The organism is Calditerricola yamamurae (assembly GCF_054654135.1).
The window spans coordinates 108,796-129,014 of sequence record NZ_BAAIFH010000003.1; the positions used below are offsets into that span (position 1 = coordinate 108,796).

General features: G+C 64.9%; 25 protein-coding genes, 1 tRNA gene and 1 other annotated feature. Of the genes, 6 read left to right on the forward strand and 20 right to left on the reverse strand.

The features are described from left to right. Positions 1–10 precede the first annotated feature (10 nt). The 9 genes from ACYQ0Z_RS00635 to ACYQ0Z_RS00675 are packed head-to-tail and all read right to left on the reverse strand — an operon-like array spanning position 11 to position 4,902. Positions 11–175 carry a YqzE family protein gene (locus ACYQ0Z_RS00635; RefSeq protein ID WP_459863391.1) on the reverse strand — a complete coding sequence of 55 codons (165 nt, stop codon included), beginning with the start codon at positions 173–175 and terminating at the stop codon, positions 11–13. 29 nt (positions 176–204) lie between these two features. Further along, on the reverse strand, positions 205–738 hold the full coding sequence (locus tag ACYQ0Z_RS00640; protein WP_459863393.1) for a shikimate kinase: 534 nt from the start codon (positions 736–738) through the stop codon (positions 205–207). 7 nt (positions 739–745) lie between these two features. After that, positions 746–1,171, reverse strand: a complete 426-nt coding sequence (locus tag ACYQ0Z_RS00645) for a hypothetical protein (protein ID WP_459863396.1) — start codon at positions 1,169–1,171, stop codon at positions 746–748. Continuing rightward, a complete protein-coding gene (locus tag ACYQ0Z_RS00650) occupies positions 1,146–1,652 on the reverse strand; it encodes a prepilin-type N-terminal cleavage/methylation domain-containing protein (protein ID WP_459863398.1) in 507 nt (168 codons plus the stop codon). Before ACYQ0Z_RS00650 ends, ACYQ0Z_RS00645 begins: the two co-directional genes overlap by 26 nt. Beyond that, positions 1,583–1,975, reverse strand: a complete 393-nt coding sequence (locus ACYQ0Z_RS00655) for a hypothetical protein (RefSeq protein WP_459863400.1) — start codon at positions 1,973–1,975, stop codon at positions 1,583–1,585. The genes ACYQ0Z_RS00650 and ACYQ0Z_RS00655 overlap by 70 nt, the downstream gene beginning before the upstream one ends. Next, positions 1,947–2,393, reverse strand: a complete 447-nt coding sequence (locus ACYQ0Z_RS00660) for a GspH/FimT family pseudopilin (protein WP_459863402.1) — start codon at positions 2,391–2,393, stop codon at positions 1,947–1,949. Before ACYQ0Z_RS00660 ends, ACYQ0Z_RS00655 begins: the two co-directional genes overlap by 29 nt. Positions 2,394–2,404: 11 nt before the next feature. Continuing rightward, on the reverse strand, positions 2,405–2,755 hold the full coding sequence (locus tag ACYQ0Z_RS00665) for a competence type IV pilus major pilin ComGC (protein WP_459863404.1): 351 nt from the start codon (positions 2,753–2,755) through the stop codon (positions 2,405–2,407). 19 nt (positions 2,756–2,774) lie between these two features. Next, on the reverse strand, positions 2,775–3,818 hold the full coding sequence (locus tag ACYQ0Z_RS00670; RefSeq protein WP_459863406.1) for a type II secretion system F family protein: 1,044 nt from the start codon (positions 3,816–3,818) through the stop codon (positions 2,775–2,777). Continuing rightward, the gene (locus ACYQ0Z_RS00675) at positions 3,796–4,902 is read right to left on the reverse strand and encodes a GspE/PulE family protein (protein ID WP_459863408.1); all 1,107 of its coding nucleotides are present in this window, start codon (positions 4,900–4,902) and stop codon (positions 3,796–3,798) included. The genes ACYQ0Z_RS00670 and ACYQ0Z_RS00675 overlap by 23 nt, the downstream gene beginning before the upstream one ends. Positions 4,903–5,053: 151 nt before the next feature. On the opposite strand from ACYQ0Z_RS00675, the gene ACYQ0Z_RS00680 reads away from it, so the two are divergent. After that, positions 5,054–5,127, forward strand: a tRNA-Gln gene (locus ACYQ0Z_RS00680). Between the two features lie 87 nt (positions 5,128–5,214). After that, positions 5,215–5,613 (forward strand): DUF7147 family protein, encoded by a 399-nt coding sequence (locus tag ACYQ0Z_RS00685; RefSeq protein ID WP_459863410.1) that lies wholly within the window; start codon positions 5,215–5,217, stop codon positions 5,611–5,613. 72 nt (positions 5,614–5,685) lie between these two features. Here ACYQ0Z_RS00685 and ACYQ0Z_RS00690 read toward each other — a convergent pair whose 3' ends face one another. The 5 genes from ACYQ0Z_RS00690 to ACYQ0Z_RS00710 form a co-directional block, all read right to left on the reverse strand. After that, a complete protein-coding gene (locus tag ACYQ0Z_RS00690) occupies positions 5,686–5,976 on the reverse strand; it encodes a YlbG family protein (RefSeq protein ID WP_459863412.1) in 291 nt (96 codons plus the stop codon). An 84-nt stretch (positions 5,977–6,060) separates the two neighbouring features. Beyond that, on the reverse strand, positions 6,061–6,507 hold the full coding sequence (locus ACYQ0Z_RS00695) for a YlbF/YmcA family competence regulator (protein ID WP_459863414.1): 447 nt from the start codon (positions 6,505–6,507) through the stop codon (positions 6,061–6,063). Positions 6,508–6,602: 95 nt separating this feature from the next. Continuing rightward, entirely contained in the window at positions 6,603–6,995 is a 393-nt protein-coding gene (locus ACYQ0Z_RS00700) for a hypothetical protein (RefSeq protein WP_459863416.1), read from the reverse strand. Between the two features lie 93 nt (positions 6,996–7,088). Then, positions 7,089–7,742 carry a thermonuclease family protein gene (locus tag ACYQ0Z_RS00705; RefSeq protein WP_459863418.1) on the reverse strand — a complete coding sequence of 218 codons (654 nt, stop codon included), beginning with the start codon at positions 7,740–7,742 and terminating at the stop codon, positions 7,089–7,091. A 79-nt stretch (positions 7,743–7,821) separates the two neighbouring features. Next, positions 7,822–9,042 (reverse strand): ISL3 family transposase, encoded by a 1,221-nt coding sequence (locus tag ACYQ0Z_RS00710; RefSeq protein ID WP_459863420.1) that lies wholly within the window; start codon positions 9,040–9,042, stop codon positions 7,822–7,824. A gap of 196 nt (positions 9,043–9,238) precedes the next feature. Between ACYQ0Z_RS00710 and ACYQ0Z_RS00715 the strand changes: the two genes are divergently transcribed. Beyond that, positions 9,239–10,210, forward strand: a complete 972-nt coding sequence (locus tag ACYQ0Z_RS00715) for a branched-chain amino acid transaminase (protein WP_459863422.1) — start codon at positions 9,239–9,241, stop codon at positions 10,208–10,210. A 71-nt stretch (positions 10,211–10,281) separates the two neighbouring features. Beyond that, positions 10,282–10,606, forward strand: a binding site (T-box leader). Positions 10,607–10,665: 59 nt separating this feature from the next. Further along, positions 10,666–11,670 carry a threonine ammonia-lyase gene (gene ilvA, locus ACYQ0Z_RS00720; RefSeq protein WP_459863424.1) on the forward strand — a complete coding sequence of 335 codons (1,005 nt, stop codon included), beginning with the start codon at positions 10,666–10,668 and terminating at the stop codon, positions 11,668–11,670. Between the two features lie 137 nt (positions 11,671–11,807). On the opposite strand, the gene nadA is transcribed toward ilvA, so the two are convergent. The 3 genes from nadA to ACYQ0Z_RS00735 are packed head-to-tail and all read right to left on the reverse strand — an operon-like array spanning position 11,808 to position 15,304. Continuing rightward, positions 11,808–12,908, reverse strand: coding sequence for a quinolinate synthase NadA (nadA, locus tag ACYQ0Z_RS00725; RefSeq protein ID WP_459863427.1), 1,101 nt, complete (start codon positions 12,906–12,908; stop codon positions 11,808–11,810). A gap of 34 nt (positions 12,909–12,942) precedes the next feature. Continuing rightward, the gene (gene nadC, locus ACYQ0Z_RS00730) at positions 12,943–13,782 is read right to left on the reverse strand and encodes a carboxylating nicotinate-nucleotide diphosphorylase (protein WP_459863429.1); all 840 of its coding nucleotides are present in this window, start codon (positions 13,780–13,782) and stop codon (positions 12,943–12,945) included. Next, a complete protein-coding gene (locus ACYQ0Z_RS00735; RefSeq protein WP_459863431.1) occupies positions 13,736–15,304 on the reverse strand; it encodes an L-aspartate oxidase in 1,569 nt (522 codons plus the stop codon). Before ACYQ0Z_RS00735 ends, nadC begins: the two co-directional genes overlap by 47 nt. Positions 15,305–15,449: 145 nt before the next feature. Between ACYQ0Z_RS00735 and ACYQ0Z_RS00740 the strand changes: the two genes are divergently transcribed. After that, positions 15,450–16,631, forward strand: a complete 1,182-nt coding sequence (locus ACYQ0Z_RS00740) for a cysteine desulfurase family protein (RefSeq protein ID WP_459863433.1) — start codon at positions 15,450–15,452, stop codon at positions 16,629–16,631. 53 nt (positions 16,632–16,684) lie between these two features. Here ACYQ0Z_RS00740 and asd read toward each other — a convergent pair whose 3' ends face one another. After that, entirely contained in the window at positions 16,685–17,548 is an 864-nt protein-coding gene (asd, locus tag ACYQ0Z_RS00745) for an archaetidylserine decarboxylase (RefSeq protein ID WP_459863435.1), read from the reverse strand. Between the two features lie 168 nt (positions 17,549–17,716). Here asd and ACYQ0Z_RS00750 point away from each other — a divergent pair, with 168 nt between their 5' ends. Beyond that, entirely contained in the window at positions 17,717–17,851 is a 135-nt protein-coding gene (locus tag ACYQ0Z_RS00750; protein WP_459863437.1) for a hypothetical protein, read from the forward strand. Positions 17,852–17,993: 142 nt separating this feature from the next. Here ACYQ0Z_RS00750 and ACYQ0Z_RS00755 read toward each other — a convergent pair whose 3' ends face one another. Next, positions 17,994–19,424 carry an HD domain-containing protein gene (locus tag ACYQ0Z_RS00755; RefSeq protein WP_459863439.1) on the reverse strand — a complete coding sequence of 477 codons (1,431 nt, stop codon included), beginning with the start codon at positions 19,422–19,424 and terminating at the stop codon, positions 17,994–17,996. A 67-nt stretch (positions 19,425–19,491) separates the two neighbouring features. After that, positions 19,492–20,193 (reverse strand): 7-cyano-7-deazaguanine synthase QueC, encoded by a 702-nt coding sequence (gene queC, locus ACYQ0Z_RS00760; protein WP_459863441.1) that lies wholly within the window; start codon positions 20,191–20,193, stop codon positions 19,492–19,494. Positions 20,194–20,219: the final 26 nt, after the last annotated feature.

Genomic DNA, 20,219 nt, shown 5'->3' on the forward strand with positions numbered 1-20,219 from the left:
TCGCCTGCTGTCAGCGGCGGATCAACATGCGCAGGGACAAGGGGATCATGCCGAACCAGCGAACAGTCCACGGCTCCTTCGCCTGGCGCCGCTTGCGCCGCTCATCGCGCGGCGTCTCGAGGTATTGCACAAACCGCTGGGTGAGGAACTTGATCAGTTCCTGCACAACATTCACCTGCCATCCGCCATTCCGACACGTTAGTCCTAGTATGATCCGCCCGCCGTTCGTTCATTCATCCGGCACCGGTACAGGCGAACAATCTCCTCCGCCACCTCCCGCGGCAAGCGGTTGTCCGTGGCGATGCGCACGTGGGCGAAATCGTAGAGTCCGCACCGCTCGCAAAGCAGCTTGTGGATCCGCGCCTCCACATCGCCGGCCAACAGAGGGCGGGACGTATCCCCCCGCAAGCGGCGGACGAGTGTTTCGGCTTTGGCCGTCAGCGCCACAACAAACTGTCCCTCCGTCAGCAGGGCGACGTTGTCCCGGCGCAGGACGACGCCCCCGCCGGTGGATACCACCTGGCCTTCCCCCTTCAGCACCTCACGCAGCACCTCATGTTCGCGTTGGCGGAACCAGGCTTCCCCCCGCTCGGCAAACAACTCGGCGATGGTGCACCCGGTGACCGCCTCGATCCGCTGGTCGGTGTCCACATGGGGCCAACCGAGGGCTTCGGCAACCATCCGGCCCACGGTGGACTTCCCCGTGCCTGTCATGCCGATGAGCACCACATTGCGCATCTGCGTCTCACTCCTCCCACGACAAGACGGCTCCATCCGCCTTCCGCAACCGGCACGTGACGCCATGGCGGAAATGGGGGGGAACCGACGCCTCAGCCCGCACGTGGAGGGTTGTGTCGTCCTCCTCCAGCCGCCACACCGTGACCTGCCCGTCACCCACAGCCCGCGTGACCGGAAACGCCAGCGCGTCCGGAGCCGCGCGCACGGCCATTTGAACATAGGCGACCCCGGATTCGGCGGCATAACGCGCCCGCCACGCCCCCAGCACGTTTGCCTGCGTGTGCAGCGCCGTCAGCACGCCGTCCAGTGCGGCCACCGCGGCCAAAACCGTCGTGCCGAGCAAGACGAGCACCACGAGCAGCGCGACACCCGCCTCCCCCTTTGTCGTTTCCGTGCAGGGGACGTCCCTACGAATCCGATTCGTTGGGGCCATTATACCATGTCCCTCCCAGAACGAACGTCTCGGCGTGCCGCACCGCCCCCTTGGAGAGCTGAAGGGTGACGCGCACGCCCCCGGCCGCTTCCGCAAAGCGGACGTCGGCGACATCCTGGCAAAGTATGGTGTAGCCGAGGCCGTTTACGGTGCGCACAATGCGTCCCGCATGATCCAGCCGGTAGGTGATGCGTTGGCCGTCATAGGTGTACAGGTCAAGGCGGCTTCCCTCCGGAACGACGGCGTGCGCCCGCCGCATCTCGGAGACAACAAAGGTCACGAACCCGTTGGTCTCGGCGATGAGCGCTGCAACCTGCGCGGCGCGCTCCTCCTCCTGGCGCCATGCCCACACGGCGGGAACGAGCATGCCGATCAGCACCGTCGTCACCGCTAGGGCGACGAGCAGTTCGGTCAGGGTAAACCCGCGCCCGCCACGTCGCGGACAAGGGTCAACCGCTGAGGGGTGCCGCGCTCGTCCCACGACACGGTCACCTCCAGTCGCCAAAGTCCGTCAGCAACATGCTGGCGGCGCAACGTCGTGGAAAACGCCCGGCCCCCGGCGGCGACGACCCGCGTCTGGCCAGGGGCGAGCTCCCCGCAGCCGGCTTCGGTGGCTTGCTCCAAGCAGGAGACCGCTACGGCCAGCGCATGCTGCCGGACAAGCAGCTTGGCACGGCCGTCGAGAACCGCCTGCCAAACGGACATGAGGACGAGGAGCAGGGTCACGGCCACCCCCATGGCCACGGCGCATTCAACGAGCGTTAGCCCGCTTGCCTCACGGCGCCACGAACTCCACGCGCACACGGCCGCTCACCACCTGCAGGATAACGCGGGCATAAGGCGCACCATCGGCTTCGACCCAGATCGATCCGCCCTGTTGGATGCGCCCGTCGGGGCCGAAACGAAGGGTACCGTGCGGGAAGTTACTCGCCAGGTGAATGCCCGGCGGCGCGGCCCGTTTACGCAGCGGCATCCCGCTGGCCAGCGCCACGGCATAGCCGGTGGGAACGACGCGCACCACCGCCGCTTCCGCTCGGGCGAGGGCCTCGCTCTGCGCGTGCTGGACATCGCGGACAACGGCGCGGAGAAATGCGCGCCGCTCCGCCTCCGCCAGCGGCCCCTGCGCCGCCGGAAGGGCAATGCTGAGCAACACGCCCAACACCGCGAGGGCCACCACCCATTCCAACAGGGTTACACCTCCTTCGCAGCGAAACCGGTTCACGCCCTTCCCCCCTATGGCGACTTGGGCTGCCCGTGCACGGGGCACGTTACCGTTACAACGTCGCCGCTGATGCTGACGGCATAGGCAGCGCCCTTGGGGCATTTCGGTACGCTCTGGAGGTACTTTTCCGCCACCAGCTGTTCCAGGTCGATCGTATCGTTTTCCATCGGGTACGTGCCCTTGTCCAGACGGAATTGCTCGAGCTGGCCGATCAACAGGCGCTGGTTGGCGTGGCACGCTTTTGCTTGCGATCGTTCGGCGGCGCCGCGAAAATTGGGCAAGGCGATCATCAAGAGAACCCCGATCACAAAGAGAACGACCAACATCTCCAGCAGGGAAAACCCGCGTTCGCGCGATGACATGTGCATCCCTCCATCCCGGTTACAATTGATCCATCAGATGGAGAAGGGGCAAGAACAGCGTCAGGACGACAAGGAGCAAAAACGCCCCCGTACCCAGGACAAGAAGCGGTTCGAGCAGCTGCACGGCGCGCTGGACCCGGCGCTGGCGCTCCGCCTCAAGGGCCGCGGCCGCGCGCAAGAGGCAGCTCCCCAACCGGCCCGTCGCTTCCCCATGCCAGGCGGCCTGGAGAAGAAGCGGTGGATAGTCGCCCGCCCGTAACGCGTCGACAAAGGTGGCTCCCGAGGTCACCGCCTCGACCAACCGGATTACCTCCTTCCGCCAAGGCTCGGAGGGCGCGCTGTCGGCACAGATCTCCAGTGCACGGCGCAAGGGCACGCCGCTTGCCAGCAGCCGTCCCACTTGGAAGGCCACAAAGTGTGCCCGCGCATCCCGCAGGCCACGCGCAAGAAGCGGCACCCGCCCCAGAAGGCAGGACAGGCGCGTGCGCAGGGCAGCGAATTGCGCCGGAACTGTGCCGCGGAGGAGGAACGCGGCGCCTCCCGCGAGGGCGATGCCCACCGCTGCCAGCATCACTCCCTGCGACAGGCCCTGGCCGATGCGCAGCACCGCGCGCGTGGCCAGGGGAAGCGGGACGTCCATCGCGGCATACAGATCGGCAAAGCGGGGAATCACCCCAATGAGAAGAAAGGTCAGCGTCGTTGTCAACGTAACCAACACCACCAGGGGGTAAACGAGGATTTGCCGCAGGCGCTGGCGCAGGTGCACGCGATCCCGGGCATAGTCGGCGGCAGTGCGCAGCGCGCCCGGCAGCTCACCGCTTTCTTCTCCGACGCGAATGAGGGCCACCACCGGTCTCGGCATCCCGGCGCGGGCCAGCGCGCCCGCCAGCGACCACCCCGCCTGCAGATCGGCGGCCACACGGATCAGGGTCTCACGCCGGCGCGCAGGGCAGATCCCCGCCACCGTCTCTAAGGCGGACAGCAGCGGCACCCCGATTTCCAACAATTCCGAAAGCGCTTCGCAGGTCTCCTCGATGGCCTTATCCGACCAGTTCGCTTTCACCCGTCCCCACCTCCAACGGCTCGTCGGTACGCCTCCCCTCCCCGCTTGATCGGCAATGCAGCAACTCGTGCAACGTCGGCCATCCTTTGCGCCGCATCAGCTGGCGAAGCCCGTTCGGCTCCCAACGCTGCCGAATCGCGCTCGACAGCTCCTCATCCACGTCCAGGAGCTCAAACACGCCGGTTCGGCCGATCGATCCCACACCGCCGCAGCGCGCACAAGACGCCGCCATCCGTTCGCTCCGCCGGCAGGAGCAGAGCCGCCGCACCAGCCGTTGGGCGATCACGCCGGACAGCGTCGCCGCCACCATATGCGGTTCAACACCCAGGTCGATGAGGCGCGTCGCGGCACTGGAGGCGTCGGCGGCGTGCACCGTGGCCAGAACCAAGTGGCCGGTCAGGGCGGCGCGCACCGCGATGGCCGCGGTCTCCGCATCCCGGATCTCGCCGACCAGAATCACATCGGGATCCTGCCGCAGCACAGCGCGAAGCCCAGCAGCGAAGGTGAGCCCGGCGCGTTCGTTGATCTGCACTTGGTTCACCCCCGCCAGGCAATATTCCACCGGGTCTTCCAGCGTCACAACGTTTGTTTCCGGGCGAGCCAACCGGCGCACCATGGCGTAAAGGGTGGTGGTCTTCCCCGATCCGGTGGGTCCCGTCACCAGGACCAGCCCTTCCATCTGCGCGAGCCACCGCTCCACTGTGGCGCGCTGCTCCGGCGTCATCCCCAGATCTTCCAGCTCAAAACATTCCACATGGCGGCCAAGCAGGCGCAGCACGGCCTTCTCGCCATGAAGGGTGGGCAGCGTGGACACGCGAACGTCAACGGCGACACCGCTGACGGTCATCGTGAACCGCCCGTCCTGCGGAAGCCGCCTTTCGCCGATATCCATACCGGCCCACACCTTCAGCGCTGTCACGAGGGCGACGCCCGCTTCCGTAGTAACCCGGTCATGGCAGAACAGCTGCCCGTCGATACGCAGCCGCAGCCGCCACCCGCCCTCTTCCGGCTCCAGGTGCAGATCGCTAGCCCGCTGTCGAACGGCTTGTCGAATCCACCGCTCCCATTGGGAAACCGTGTCCAATTTTCTCACCCTTTGTCAAACGGATTACAGTGTCTCCCATTCGCAATACGCATAGAGAAATCCTGCCGCTCCATGAAAAATTTTTTTGTCTCCCCTTCCGCTGGCATTGGCGCATGTTCGACGCCCGCACGGGACACCCTATGCCTGTCGATGGAGAGTAGCCAAGGGGTAAGGCAACGGACTTTGACTCCGTGATCGCAGGTTCGAATCCTGCCTCTCCAGCCACAACGCGAAAAAACCAGCCGGCAAGCCGGCTGGTTTTTTCTGTTCGCCCATGGTAGCATGGGGGCAGGCGCGGAAAGGAGGAACGGCATGATCCAAAAGGTGATCGAACTCGGGCCTGGCTTCTCCGATCTGTACGAACTCATGATGCTTATCCGCACCAACCGTCACCGCTTGCGCCACATCCTGCGCATCGAAAGCGAGATCGCCGATCGGATTGCCGTGTCCTTTGCCGCCGCCTTCGACCCGGCACCCCCCTCATCTTTCCAGCCCGTGTACCTGTGCCGGGAGGGCATACGCATAAAACCCGGGGAGTCCAACCAACGCATCGCCGCCATGGAAGCGTGCGCGCAGGAAGTAAACAAGCCGATCATCGTCCTGCGCACCAAACCTTCCACTGCCTACGCCGACCCCCAGCAGTACTACATGCACCTCATCGCCCTCTTACGCTCCGGCCGGTATCTTCCCGAACCGCACAACTTCTGGTAAACCCGGGCGTGCCGCGCGCTCTCGCCCATCCGATCAGGACAAGACATAAAAGACCCGCCTGACCGCTTGCGGTCAGGCGGGTCCTGAATTTCCGGTACCGCGAACATCATAAAACGCGTCCAGCGGCGTGCGCTTGGCCGGAAAATCAACCGGCAGTTCATGCCGGTGGGAACGCTCCACCTTGCGCACAAAGCGAAGGCGCTCGATTTGACGGACGATGTCGTCCACGCGTTCCCCGTCCACATACAACACGACATACTTCATCCGCTGCGAAACATAATGGATATTGCCAAATTTCCGCAATCGCGGCGCGTAGCGCGTGTGGTGCACCCACACCGCCAATCCGATCCGTTTCGGAAACATACCGCCCCTCCCACCGTTTCCTCTGTAAAATTAAACCACATGGCAGAGGAAACAGCAAGGTGAAAACTGGACGTCAGATGAAGGCTACGTCGCGCAACACCCGCCGGAGCCGCATCCACCACCGCAACCGCTCGATCCGCACCCCAACCCGGCAACGGGATTGTTTCCGGGTACCTTGATGTTCGGCGAGACGGCATGGGCGATGGTTTTGCTTACCTCGTAGAGCAGCGCGTCAAGGCGTGCTTCGGCCTGTCGAAAACGGGAAACCGTCTCCAGCTCGTCCAACTCGCGCTTCAACGCGCGCGTTTCCTCCACCACCCGGCTGTAGTCGGGGTGGTAGCGACCGTAGCGCATCACGTCTTCGTACTCCCGCTTTTTTGCCTGAAAGCGCCGGATGAGCGTTTGCGCCCGCGCGTCGCGCGCCAGCGCCGCCTTCCAGCGAACATACTCCTTCGCTTCCCGGGAGGCCAGGATCAATTCGCCCAGTTCGCTCGCCTGTCGGATCACGTGCGCCATGTCCAGGGAAGGCATGGGCCCACCTCCCGACCCCATTGTACCACAGCACGCGCAGGGAAAACAGGAAGCCAGGTGCTTCCGATTCCGGGCCGCCAAATACGGCGTTAGCGTCAGTCCACCGTCACGTCGAAGGTCTGCGCTATGCCATACGGGGTGTGATCGTGGTGGGCCAGCTCCACCTTGATCCGATGGTGCCCGGACGGCAGATCGGGCAGCACGTAGCGGTGCCCAACGATTTTGGCCACCTTCTTCCCGTCGACGTACAGATGGGCGTGCCCCTCCCCATACACGTTTTTCTGCCCCACTTTCGTCGCGCGGAACCGGAAATGCTGCGTCTTCAACTGGAGGATGAGGTCCCGCCCTTGCACTTCGGCCGTAACCGCCAGCGTCGGCGTCGGCGCGGTGACCGGCTCGCCCTTTCCCTTCGCCAGGTTGAACAACACGAGCAGTGTGCCAATGGAAAAACAGGTGAACAGAATGAGCAGCCGTTGCCGTACGAGCATGCGGGGGCCCTCCCTTCTCCCATTTCTTCCCCCCTCAGTTTAAACGGCCACCCGGCTGCCTATTCCTCGCCGGTTGCCCACCACCGCCCGCGGTTACTCCGTCCGCGCCGGACGGAACCCGGCATCCAGGGCCTCCCGCTCCGTGCGGAACCACCGTTCCGCCCGCACCTGGTCGTAGTAACGGCCGCCCGGCAGATGGTACACCTTTTCACCCCGGGCGTTGATGTTGCCCTTAATCAACCCGCGCCCCCTGCGGTCTACGTACGGCTTGTCAATGTCGCGCGTCCGCCACAGGCCCCGCCCTTCGTCCCGCGCGCGACGCTCGGCGGCCATCAGGCGCTCGGCATAGCGCACGTTGGGTGGAATCGTCATCTTCAAGGCGTACCCTTCGGCTAGCAGGCGCTCGTTGAGCATCGTGCCATCGGGCAAATAGACATACGCGAGGAGCCGGCCGTACCGGTCGCGCTCCTGCGCGTCCCGCTCGAGGCGTACCGCCTTTCCCTCCGCCAGCCGGCGCACGAACGCTTTGGCTTGCTCGCTGTAAGGCTGCCCCGGGCGCCCGTTTTTGCCGATCTCGGGCGCATCAACGCCGATCAGCCGAACCGTTTCCCCGTTTTCCAGTACCAACGTGTCGCCGTCGATCACGCGCGCCACAACCGTCGTGGACGCCGTATCGGCCACGCACCCCGCCAACCATGCGACCAATAACACCGCTGCCAGTCCGCGTATAAGAGTCCTGAAGATCATTCCGCACACACCTCCATCGATACAAAGCCATGTCCAAACGTGATCCAAATGTGGACAGGGGATCCGTTCGCCCTGGGCTCTAAGTCAATAACTGTGGATGGGAGGTCAACCAAGCCAAGGGTATAAAAGCGAGGAGCATCTTCCGCACATAGATTTCGCGGTTGCGGAACCCGTAGCTGATTCGTTTGAGCAGCTTGATCTTGGTGTGCACGCCTTCCGTGTAGCCGTTCGAAACACGCCAGGTGTGGTAAGCCAGAATCGCCTCGCGCCAGCGGCGGAGCGTGCGTCCCCACTGCAGGAGCGCGGCATCGCTTGCCGACTGGGCCTCAAAGATCACGCGGTCCAGGATGGCTGCGGCTTCGTCTCGATTGGAAGCACGGTAAACGTCTCGCAGCTGCTCTTTGACCCAGTGAAAGTGGGCCACGTTCTTGTGATGCTTCCGAATGGCGGCAAGCTGGGCAGCTTGGCGTTCGGTGAGGTCGTCCTCGTTCTTCAAAAGCGGCCATCGAGGCAGGCGTACCCCGGTCACCTGCTGTTCCACTAGCCGTGCTTCGTCAACCCGCCGATTCGCGTCCTGGATGACGTGAAACGGATCCGCCACGATGACAGCGCCGGGCAAAGCGCGCTTCACGGCATGGCGCCAAGCATCCTTCAGGTCGATGCACACGGCCCGAATCCGCCGACGAACCGTCTCCGGCAGCTGGCGCAAAAAGCGCTCCAGTGTTTTCATGCGGTCATCCGGCAAGATGGCCAAAAGGCACCGTTTTGGCCACACGCATGTGACCGTAACCATCATGTCACGGCCACGATAGCTGTGTTCATCAATGCTAAGCACGAAGGCATCGACATCCCGGAGGGCTTCCTCGAGATTTACCTGCTGGTCTACGTACCGAAGGAGCAGACGGCGCAAGGTGCTGCTGCTTGTTCCGCTTTCCTGGGCGGCACGACGGAAACTGCCCGCTTTCAGGCGCTGGAGCAAAAGGGCTTCGGCCCGTTCGGTCCTGCGTGCCCAGGGGCGAATACCAGGAAAGCGTTCGGTGAACACTTTTCGACAGGCCGTGCACTGGAAGCGCCGGGGACGTACCCAGAGGTAAACCGGTTTCTCGTTGCACCAGGTGTGCAGCTTCCGTTTCCATTCGCGCGCACGATCGTAGACGCGGCGTGTCAGCTGTCCACAATCCGGACACCGCGCTTCCTTACGCGGCCGACCGGCGTAGATGTGAATACCATCGGATTGATGCACGATACGGTAAACAATCCACGATTGTAAGCCGAACATTTCTGCGGTAAGCTTGTTCATAGGCGGTCGCGAGCCTCCTTCGGGATGTGATGTGCCTAACTATCCCTTGGCTCGTCGACCGCCTTTTCCTCTTAGATCCCACACTTTTTAGCGTAGAGCCTTCGCCCTGTTGACAGTACGCACGAATTGCGGAAATAATAACGAATAAATCAATGATCAAAATGGGCTGGAATCCGAAGCAAGGGGAGCGAGGAACATGACGGCAACTGGACAATCCGGCTACGCATACTTCGCGGGAACCATTGTACCCTTTTCCGAAGCAAAAATCAGCATCGCCACCCACGCCTTCAACTATGGAACGGCGTGCTTTGAGGGCATTCGCGCCTATTGGAACGCAGAACAGGAGGAACTGTTCGTCTTAAAGCTGCGCGAACATTACGAACGCATGCACCGTTCGGCGCACATTCTGAAGATGACTCCGCCGCTCTCCGTCGACGAGATGGTGGAGGTAACCGTGGAGCTGCTCCGGGCGAACGCGTTCCGCACCGACGTGTACATCCGGCCGATCCTCTATAAGGCCGAACCGCTCATCAGCGTCAAGCTGTCCGGTATCCGCGACGACTTCTGCGTGTACTGCGTGCCGCTGGGCGACTACTTTGACACGGAGATGGGGCTGCACATGGGGGTGTCGCCGTGGCGGCGGGTCGACGACAATGCCATCCCCGCCCGTGCCAAGATCAACGGCAGCTACATCAATGCCGCGCTCGCCTCCGACGACGCCCGTGCCGCCGGCTTTGACGAGGCGATCATGCTGACCCCGGAAGGCCACGTCGCCGAAGGCTCTTCCGCCAACCTGTTCCTCGTGCGCGGCGGGCGGCTCGTCACCAGCCCGGTGTCGGACAGCATTCTCGAAGGGATCACGCGCGGCATGGTGCTGGAGCTGGCCCGCGACCTCGGCTTTGAGACGGAGGTCCGCCCCATCGACCGCACCGAGCTCTACGTGGCCGAGGAAATGTTCCTGTGCGGGACGGGGGTGCAAATCGCCCCGGTGACCAAGGTGGACCACCGGCCCATCGGCAACGGGAAGCCGGGCCCGATGACGAGGGCGCTGCAGGAGCGGTTCTTCGCCGCCGTTCGTGGGCGCGACGAACGCTACGCCCACTGGCTGACGCCGGTGTATGGGCGCGTGGCCACCACGACCCCCGGAGCACGCGGGGCAGAGCGCTAACGGTGCAAGAACGGCCGGTTTCCTCTCCGGCTTGCGTCTCGCTGGAGGCCGGCCATCCCAATCCAGCTCGCCATCAGCCGATGACGAGGACGAGTACGCGTCAGGTGGTATCTCCAGAGAGCCGGCGGACGGTGCGAGCCGGCGATCCCCGTCGCGGAAAATCCCCTCGGAGGCGGCTCCCGAACGCCGACTTCGCCGCGGCCAGTAGGGAGTCCCGGTGATTCCGCCGTTATCGGAACGGGCACCCTGCCGGAGCGGAAGAGGCTCGCGGAACCGCGTATCGGTCCCGCCACCGAACATCTTTCCACGCGGCAAGGGTGCCTGCCGGAGTGCCGCCCGGAATGGGGGTTTCGGGCGGAAAAAGGGTGGTACCGCGGGTTTACGCCCGTCCCTTGGGGACGGGCGTTTTTTGTTTGCCCAGTTCCCTATCGCGATCCCGTTACCCTTCTGCGGAGGTGGTTGGCAATGGGGATTTTGACGTTACGTACCGTGACATCGCCGAAGCGGAAGCGCGGCTAAGGCGGGTGGTTCACCGCACGCCGCTTCAGCATTCCTGCACCTTCAGCGCGATGAGCGGCTGCGAGGTATACCTGAAACTCGAAAACCTCCAGAAAACCGGCGCGTTCAAGATCCGCGGCGCCTACAACAAGGTGGCCAGCCTCTCGCCCGACGAGCGCGCCCGTGGCGTCATCACCGCCTCGGCCGGCAACCACGCCCAGGGTGTGGCCATGGCCGCGTTCCGGTTTGGGGTGCAGGCCACGGTGGTCATGCCGGTGGGAGCACCCCAGGCCAAAATCGAAGCCACCCGCGGCTACGGTGCCGAGGTGGTGCTGGTCGGCCAATCCTACGACGAAAGCTACGCTGCAGCCTGCGAGATGGCCGAGCGGGAGAAGGCCACGTTTATCCACGCCTTCGACGATCCCTACGTCATCGCCGGTCAGGGCACGGTGGGACTCGAGATCCTCGAAGAGCTGCCCTACGCCGACGCCCTGATCGTCCCGGTCGGCGGCGGCGGGCTCATCTCCGGCATCGCCGTGGCGGCCAAGACGATCAAGCCGGACATCCGCATCATCGGCGTGCAGGCCCAAAACGCGCCGGCGGCCCACGACTCGTGGCGGAAGGGCCTCCGCCTCGACGTGCCGGCATCGCGCACCTTGGCCGACGGGCTGGCCGTGCGCCGCCCGGGGGCGCTCCCCTTTCGCCTCATGCAGCGGTACGTTGACGACATGGTCCTCGTGACGGAAGAGGCCATCGCGGCGGCCATCCGCCTGTTCCTCGAGCGGGCCAAGCTGCTGGTCGAAGGGGCGGGCGCGGCCTCCCTCGCCGCCCTGCTCAGCGGTCAACTGGCCTACCTGCGCGGGCAGCGGGTGGTGCTCGTCGTCAGCGGTGGCAACGTCGACCTCGGCCGCCTGACGACCCTGGCCGCAGCGCCGAAAACGCCGATCGGCACGGGAAGCTGACCGGAAACCCGGCGCGACCGAACGAGAATCCAAAAGACAAACGGCACCGCGTTCCCTGCGGTGCCGTTTCGATTGGGGCGCACAGCGACGGCACACCGGCGGGCAATCTTCCATCCGCCCACCGTCTCCGCACCGTTTCAGGCCAAGTCCAGCATCCGATCGATGGCCACCCGGGCCCACCGGGCTACCTCCGGCTCGACGTGGATGACGTTTTGCGGCGTTCCCTTGACAAGGTTCTCCAGCGCCCACAACAGGTGCGGGCGGTCGATCCGGTTCATCGTCAGGCACGGGCAAACCCTCTCGTTGAGTGAAAGGATGAACTGCTCCGGATGCTCCTTGGCCAGGCGGTTGACAAGGTTGTGCTCCGTGCCGATGGCCCATTTCGTGCCCGGGGGCGCCTTCTCCACCGCGCGGATGATGTACTCCGTCGAGCCGTAGTCGTCGGCCAGCTGCACCGTCTCGTAACTGCACTCGGGGTGGACGAGAACGCGGATGCCCGGATAGCGTCGCCGCACCTCGTGCACGTGGCGCGGCGCAAACCGTTGGTGCACCGAACAGTATCCCTTCCACAGGATGAGGCGCACATCGCCTTCGCCGTGCGGATGGACAAGGGCCATCTCCTGCGGATCGTACACGGCCATGTCCGCCAGAGACAGGCCGAGCTTCACTCCTGTATTTCGCCCGAGGTGCTCGTCGGGCAGAAAGAGGATGCGTTTCTTTTGCGTCCATGCGTAGGCGAACACCTTCTCCGCGTTGGACGAGGTGCACGTCAACCCGCCGTGCCGACCGACGAAAGCCTTGATCGCCGCGGTGGAGTTGACATACGTCACGGGGAGGATCGTATCACCAAACCGCTCGGTGAGAAGGTCCCAGCACGCCTCCACGTCTTCGAGCGCCGCCATGTCGGCCATGGAGCACCCGGCGTTCAAGTCCGGAAGCACGACGACCTGTTCGTCGGCGGTGAGGATGTCCGCCGTCTCGGCCATGAAATGCACGCCGCAGAAGACGATGTACCGCGCGTCCAATTCGGCGGCGATGCGGGCCAGCTTGAGCGAGTCGCCGCGATAATCGGCAAAGGCGATCACGTCATCGCGCTGGTAGTGGTGGCCGAGGATGACGAGGTCCTTTCCCAGCGCCGCCTTGGCCTCGGCAATGCAGCGGTCCAACTCCTCCGACGAAAGGCCGGTGTACGCCTCGTCGATCGGTGTCGGGTAGCGCACGTTTCCGGTAACGGCCATGGCGAACCCCCCTTGTCCTTGTGTCGGCACACGTTCAGCGGCCCGGCTGCACGTCCAGGCTGATGTCCAGCGCCCGTACCGAGTGGGTGAGCCAGCCTAGGGAGAGGACGTCTACCCCCGTAGCGGCATACACCCGCACGTTCTCCGGCGTAATGCCGCCCGACGCCTCGGTGATGGCCCGCCCCCCCACGCGGCGCACCGCCGCCGCCACCTCGTCGGGGGGCATGTTGTCGAAAAGGATGAGGTCAACGCCGAGCCGCACGGCCTCGTCAACCTGCTCCAGGGTGTCCGCTTCCACCTCGACCTTGATCCAATGCCCGACGTACCGGCGAACCGCCTCGACGGCGCGGGAGAGGGACCCGGCGGCGGCAATGTGGTTGTCCTTGATTAGGACGCAATCGTAGAGGCCGAACCGGTGGTTGATGCCCCCGCCCATCCGCACGGCGTACTTGTCCAGGGCGCGGAGTCCCGGCAGCGTCTTTCGCGTGTCGGCGATGCGCACGGGGAAATCGGCCACAGCACGGCAGACGTCTCGCGTCGCCGTGGCGATGCCCGACAGGCGCTGCAGGAGGTTGAGGGCGACACGCTCGGCCGACAGGATGGCCCGGCCTTCCCCGGACACGGTGGCCAGCACCGTTCCCGCAGCCACGTCGCTTCCCTCGTCCACATGGCGTTCCATGCGCACCTGCGGGTCAAGGAGGCGAAACACCTCTTCCGCCACCGGGAGGCCGGCAATCCGTCCCGCCTGCTTGACCACGAGCCGCCCGACAAGGGGCGTCCCCGGCGGGAGGATCGCTTCGGTCGTCACGTCACCGGTTCCGATGTCTTCACGCAAGGCCTGCGCGATGAGCGGGCGTACCGACCACAGATGCATAGGCCCCTCCTTGGAGCGAGTGGATGTGAAATGCCGGATCCGGATGCGGCGCATCCTGCCGGTAGTGGGCCCCGCGGCTTTCCCGCCGCCAGCGGGCCGCGCGTGCGACGAGCAGGGCCGTTGTCACGAGGTGGCGGTCGGGTGTCGGGAGCGGATCCAGCCGCTCCAGGCAGGCGGCGAGCGCCCGCTCGGCCCGCGCCAACCCGTCCTCGTCGCGGACGATCCCCACGTGCGCCCACATGAGGTCTTGGAGGTGCGCCAGAAGCCGCGGATCCGGCTGCATGGGCAGGGCGGCGACGGCAGCGGCGGGAAGGGGCGGCGCCACCCTCTGCACCGGTTCATCCAGCGCCTCCGGCAGCGCTTCGGCCAGTTGCTCGGCCATGGCCACGCCTTCGAGCAGCGCATTGGAGGCGAGGCGATTGGCCCCGTGCAAGCCGCTGGACGCCACTTCCCCCACGGCGTACAGGCGCCGTACCGTCGTCCGGCCGCACGGGTCGGTGAGCATCCCGCCCATGCAAAAGTGCGCCGCCGGAACGACCGGGATCGGCTCGGATAAAGGGTCGACGCCGTGCCGCCGGCATAACTCCACGACGGTAGGAAACCGCCCCGCGAGGTCCGGGACGTACCGCGCATCCAGAAAGACCTTCCGCCCCGCCCGGAGTTCCTGGTAGATGGCCCGCGCCACCACATCCCGTGCGGCCAGCTCACCAAGCGGATGGACGCGCCGGAGGAATCGCTCACCACAGCTGTTGACGAGCACGCCCCCTTCCCCGCGCACCGCCTCGGAAACGAGGGGCAGCGGTGAGGCGGCGGCGCCCAGCGCGGTGGGGTGAAACTGGACAAACTCCATGTCCCGCAGTACGGCCCCGGCCCGGTACGCCAGGGCGTAGCCCTCCCCCAACGCAACGGGGGCATTGGTGGTGTAGCGATAGAGCTGACCCAATCCGCCCGTGGCAAGGACTACGGCGCGGGCGGTAAGCTGCAGGGCGCCTCCGCCGGCAGTCGTGGCCACGGCACCGGTGCATTCCCCGTCGCTCACCAAGAGCTCGGCAACCCGGACGCCTTCGCGCACGGCGATCCGGTCGTGGGCGCGCACCCGTACGCACAGCGCATCGACGAGGGCGCAGCCGGTGGCATCGCCCCCTGCATGGACGATGCGCCGCCGCGTATGGGCCCCCTCCCGCCCGAGAAGGAGGTTGCCCTGGGCATCGACGTCAAAGGGCACACCCAGCTCCGCCAGCAGGCGCACCACCCCCGGCCCGCGCGCGACCAGCGTCTGTACCGCCTGCGGGTCGCACAGTCCCTGCCCGGCGCGCAGCGTGTCGGCGGCATGGAACGCGGGACTGTCGTCCTCGGCAAGCGCCGCCGCCAGGCCCCCTTGGGCGAGCCGGCTGTTGCCGACTCCCAGGCGCCCCTTTGTCACCAACACCACCCGTCCATGACGGGAGGCCAGTAGCGCGGCGGCCAGTCCGGCCAGGCCCGAACCGATCACCAGCACGTCGGCGTCGATGCGTTCGTACACGGGGCATCCCTTCCTGCGGCGCAAGGCAAATCGGAATTCTTATTTCAAATTATCCGATGTGTCTTGAATGCTGTCAAGACAGGTGTAAACTTAAAGTGAGACGCGGTTCGAACAACGCCGATCGCACGGAAAGGAGGCGCGGTTCATGGACCTGACCCGCTATTTCGACCATGCGGCGACCACGCCCGTCCGCCCCGAAGTGATCGCGGCGATGGCCGCCTGCTGGGCGGACCACTTCGGCAATCCCAGCAGCTTGCACGACTTCGGTCTCCGGGCCAAGGAAGCCCTTGAACGCGCCCGCGCCGTCATCGCCGGAGCCATCGGCGCCAGCCCCCGAGAGCTAATCTTCACCGGCAGCGGCACGGAAGCGAACAACCTCGCCGTGCTCGGCGGTGCGCGGCGCATGCGCCGCCTGGGCAAGGGCGACCACGTCGTTGTCAGCGCGGTGGAACATCCATCGGTGCGCGAAGCGGCCAGGGCCTTGGAGGCGGAAGGCTTTCGCGTCACGTGGGTGCCCGTCGACGCCTACGCCCGCGTCGACCCCGATGACGTGCGACGCGCCCTGACACCGAAAACAGTGCTCGTGAGCGTCATGCACGCCAACAACGTCGTCGGCACGATCCAGCCGATTGCCGCCATCGCCGCCGCCGTTCGCCGGACGTCGGCCCTGTTTCACTGCGACGCCGCGCAAAGTTTCGGAAAGATCCCCGTGAACGTGAACGCCCTCGGCGTCGATCTGCTCACCGTGAACGCCCACAAGCTCGGCGGGCCCAAAGGTGTAGCGGCCCTGTACGTGCGCAAGGGCGTGCGCATCGACCCCCTCGTCTACGGCGGCAAGCAAGAGCGGGCCCTGCGCCCGGCAACGCAGAACGTGCCCGGCATCGTCGGCTTCGCCAAGGCCGTTGAGCTGGCTCTGGCCGAACAGGAAACGGAGCGCCGGCGCCTCGCCGCCCTCCGCCAGCGGCTGATCGCGCGCCTGGCAACGGCCATCCCCGGTTTTCACGTGAATGGCCACCCCACCGAATGCCTGCCGACGCACCTCAACATCCGCATCGACCGGATCGAGGGACAAGCCCTCATGCTCGAGCTCGACCGACGCGGCTTTGCCACGTCGAGCGGCTCAGCGTGCAGTGCCGCCAACCACGAACCCTCCTATGTGCTCCTGGCCATGGGGCAATCGCGGGAGGCCGCGTGGGAGAGCCTGCGCATCACCCTGGGCCGAACCACGACGGAAGCGAGCGTCGACGCCCTGGCCGACGCCCTCATCGCCGTCGCCCACGCATGGCAGCAGGCGGCCAACATCCCCTTCGCCGGCGGCCGGCCGTAAGGGCAGGATGGGGCGAAAAAAAAACATGACGCCCCGTTCGCAACGGGGCGTGGTCACATGGTGACAGCACGGCCGATCGGCTGGCCCATTCGGATCGGCATGCCCGGGTGCAGGTCGTCGCGCAGCCGCACCGCACCCTTCGAAAACAGCACGATCACCGTCGATCCGAAGGTGAAGTACCCCAGTTCGTCCCCTTTTCCTGCGTAGCGCGGCGCCTCGAGGACGCGGCACGTCAGCTTCCCGCGGCGGACGTTGGTCCGCACCGTCTCGTCGTAGGTGACGCACACGCTGCCGACCATCGTCGCCCCTACCTTGACGACGGCCACCTCCCCCCAGTCCGTCCGGATGTACGTGATGAGGCGCTCGTTTTTGGCAAACAGCCCGGCGACACAGCGCACGCCGAAGGGATTCACCGGAAAGAGCGTGCCCGGCACATAGCAGTACCCGGTAATCCACCCGCTTACCGGCATGTGAATGCGGTGGTAGTCACGCGGGCTGAGGTAAAGGGTGACGAAGGTGCCACCGTCGTACACGGCGGCCTTTTCGGAAGACCCGAGCAGTTCGCTTACGCGGTAGGTTACCCCCTTGGCCTGCAGCAGTGTCCCATTGGTGATGCCACCCATTTGCGACACCCGACCGTCGACCGGGCTCACGACGACGTCCGCACCGGGCGCCACCGGACGCACGCCGGGCTTCAGGCGTCGGGTGAAAAAATCGGCCAGGCTCTCGTACGCCTCCAGCGGCCGCTCCGCCTCGTCCACGTTGACGCCGTACGCCCGCGCGAAGCGGGGAATCAGCACGCGGCTCATCGGAGAAGCGGCCAAGTACCCGGCCAGGCGCGAGACGCTGCGCTTGGGCACGGCACGCAAGCACCACAGCATGAGGCGATCTTTTGCGACCATCTTCCGATGACCCATCGACAACCTCCATCGTAGCGTTTCGGACATGCCCTCGCATTACAGTCCTCACGCAACAGCCTTACTGTACCACGGACAACGCGCGCCGATCAATTGAGGGGATAACCGGTAGAATTTTTCACGGGGCGTGATTTATACTGGAATGGAGAGCAGACAGGAGGGATACCCATGGCGGAACCGAACAAGCGGCAGACGATGGAGAACGAAGACCTCATCCACTCGCTGCGCGGTTTTACAATCTGGTTCAGCTTCTTTATGGGTTTGGCCGTCCTTTTCACCATCCTTGAGCTGCTGCTCAAGTGAAGACGGCCGTCATCGGGGAACGAGGCGGGACATGCCCGTTCCCCTGTTTTTTATCGGACAGGCCGATCCACGCCTCCAGCGCCGGCACCACGCGTTTTCTCCTCCAGATTTCCCTGCACGAAAAACGGGCTGCGCGCTTCCCTTACCCCCGCGCAACCCAGCGAGCCACCGCGTCGCGCACCGACGGAATGTCGTCCGGATAGTACAGCTTGTGAATGGGCTTGGCCTGCTGGCGCAAGGCGCGGACAATGTCGGACAGCTCGACGATGTCCACCGGCTGCCCGCCCACCAGCACCCGCACCCCGGAAAAGTCGCAGAACAGCTTGTTGTCGCGGCGCACGACGGCAAGGTAAGAATCGGGGTCCAGTCCTTCCCGTGTAAGGGCGTCGCGGATGTGCGCCATTGCTTCCTCGCCCGGGAAATCAACGTACTGGAACAACCGACGGTGGAGAAAGCGGCTGGCGAGGTCGGCCAGCACCGGGTCAGCCTCGTGTTGCCACTCGTGGAAGGCGGCCATCATCACCGTCTCGTCGAGGGCAATGTATTCGGATACGCTCAGTTCGCGGTTCGGGTCGTTGCTGCGGAAGAACGGCACCAGGGCACGCGGGACAAAGGCGAGCCGCCCCTCACGGTACAGCATGCGCGCGCGACGCAAGATTTTCTCCAAGAGCACGTCGGACCCGATCGTGTTCGGGTGCAGGTACACTTGGGTAAACATGAAGTAGCGGGCCACGAGGTACTGCTCGACGGTGTGGATGCCGCTCGGGCGCAGGACGATGGACGTGGGGATGTCGCCCCCGCCTTCCCAGTGGGGTTCCATGATGCGAAACATGCGCTCCAATTCAAAGCGCCCGTACGTCACGCCCGTGCAGATGGCGTCGCGCAGGAGGTAGTCCATCCGGTCAACATCCAGCTGACTGGCGATCAGCTGACGAATGAGCGGAAACCGCACGGGCTGCGCCTCATCGTAAACGCGGGCCACCTCATCCGGGAAGCCGGGATCCATTCCCGCGAGGATGGCCGCGATTTCCTCGTCTTCGCGGATGATGCGCTGCGTCCACTCTTCGTGGCGGCTGCCGATGGCCTTTTCAAAGGCATGGGAAAAGGGGCCATGGCCGATGTCATGGAGGAGCGCCGCAACGTACGCCACAGCCACAAACTCATCTGGCTGATGGGTCCAAAACCGGCTCAGGTAGTTCAGCAACTTGCGCATCACTTCATACGCCCCAAGGGAATGGGCAAACCGGGTGTGCACCGCGCCGTGAAATGTCAGGTCCGAGGTGCCCATCTGCTTGATGCGCCGCAACCGCTGGAAGGCACGGGTATTGATGAGATCCCACACCAACCGCTTGCGTACGTGGATGTAGTCATGTACCGGATCCTTAAACACCTTCTCCTCGGGTAGCAGGGAAAGCTTCACGCGCTTCCCTCCCTCTTCAGCTCGCACGCCGTCGAACATCTCCCCCGCGGGAATTTCCCATGTCGTCATCCCAGTTTCCCTGTATTTTACGACACCCGCACCGCTGCGCGCAACGCCGCGCACGTAGTTGTCTTTCTTTTTCGTCTTTTCCATCGATTTTACGGCTCCATCGGCCTTCTTGGCCGTACCGATGGAGCCCGGATTGTGGTCCTGTTCTCCCCTATCGCGCCGAATCAGGCCACGCAATGGGGACGGCATACGGGATCGGATCGCGCGCGCCGGCTTCCTGAAACCCCTTGATGCGCAGCCGGCAGCTGTCACACACACCGCAGGCCACGTCGCCACCCTGGTAACACGACGTGGTAAGGTGGTACGGGACCCCCAGTTTCATGCCGGTGCGGATGATCTCGGCTTTGGTCATGTGGAGGAGCGGCGTGTGGATGGCAATGGGGTGCCCCTCGACGCCCGCCTTCGTCCCGCGGCGAATCGCTTCCTGCATCGCCTCAATAAAGGCCGGGCGGCAGTCGGGGTACCCGCTGTAGTCGAGGGCGTTGACCCCGATGAAGATGGCCTCGGCTCCCTTGACCTCGGCGTAAGCCGCAGCAAGCGCCAAAAAAAGGAGATTCCGCGCCGGCACGTAGGTGACCGGAATCTCGTCGGACAGGCCATGTGTCGGCACGGGAATGTCGGGATCGGTCAAGGCGCTGCCACCGATATCGTGCAAGAAGTCAAGGCGGGTGATGCGGTGCTCGCGGACGCGGTAGTGCGCGGCCACCCGCTTGGCCGCCTCAAGTTCGTTGCGGTGGCGTTGGCCGTAGTCGAAGGTCAAGGCATACAGCGCGTAGCCTTCCGCGGCGGCGATGCCCATGCAGGTCGTCGAATCCAGCCCGCCGCTTAAGATGACGACCGCTCGCTTTTCCATGTTGCACGCTCCTTTCCTGGGGTGGA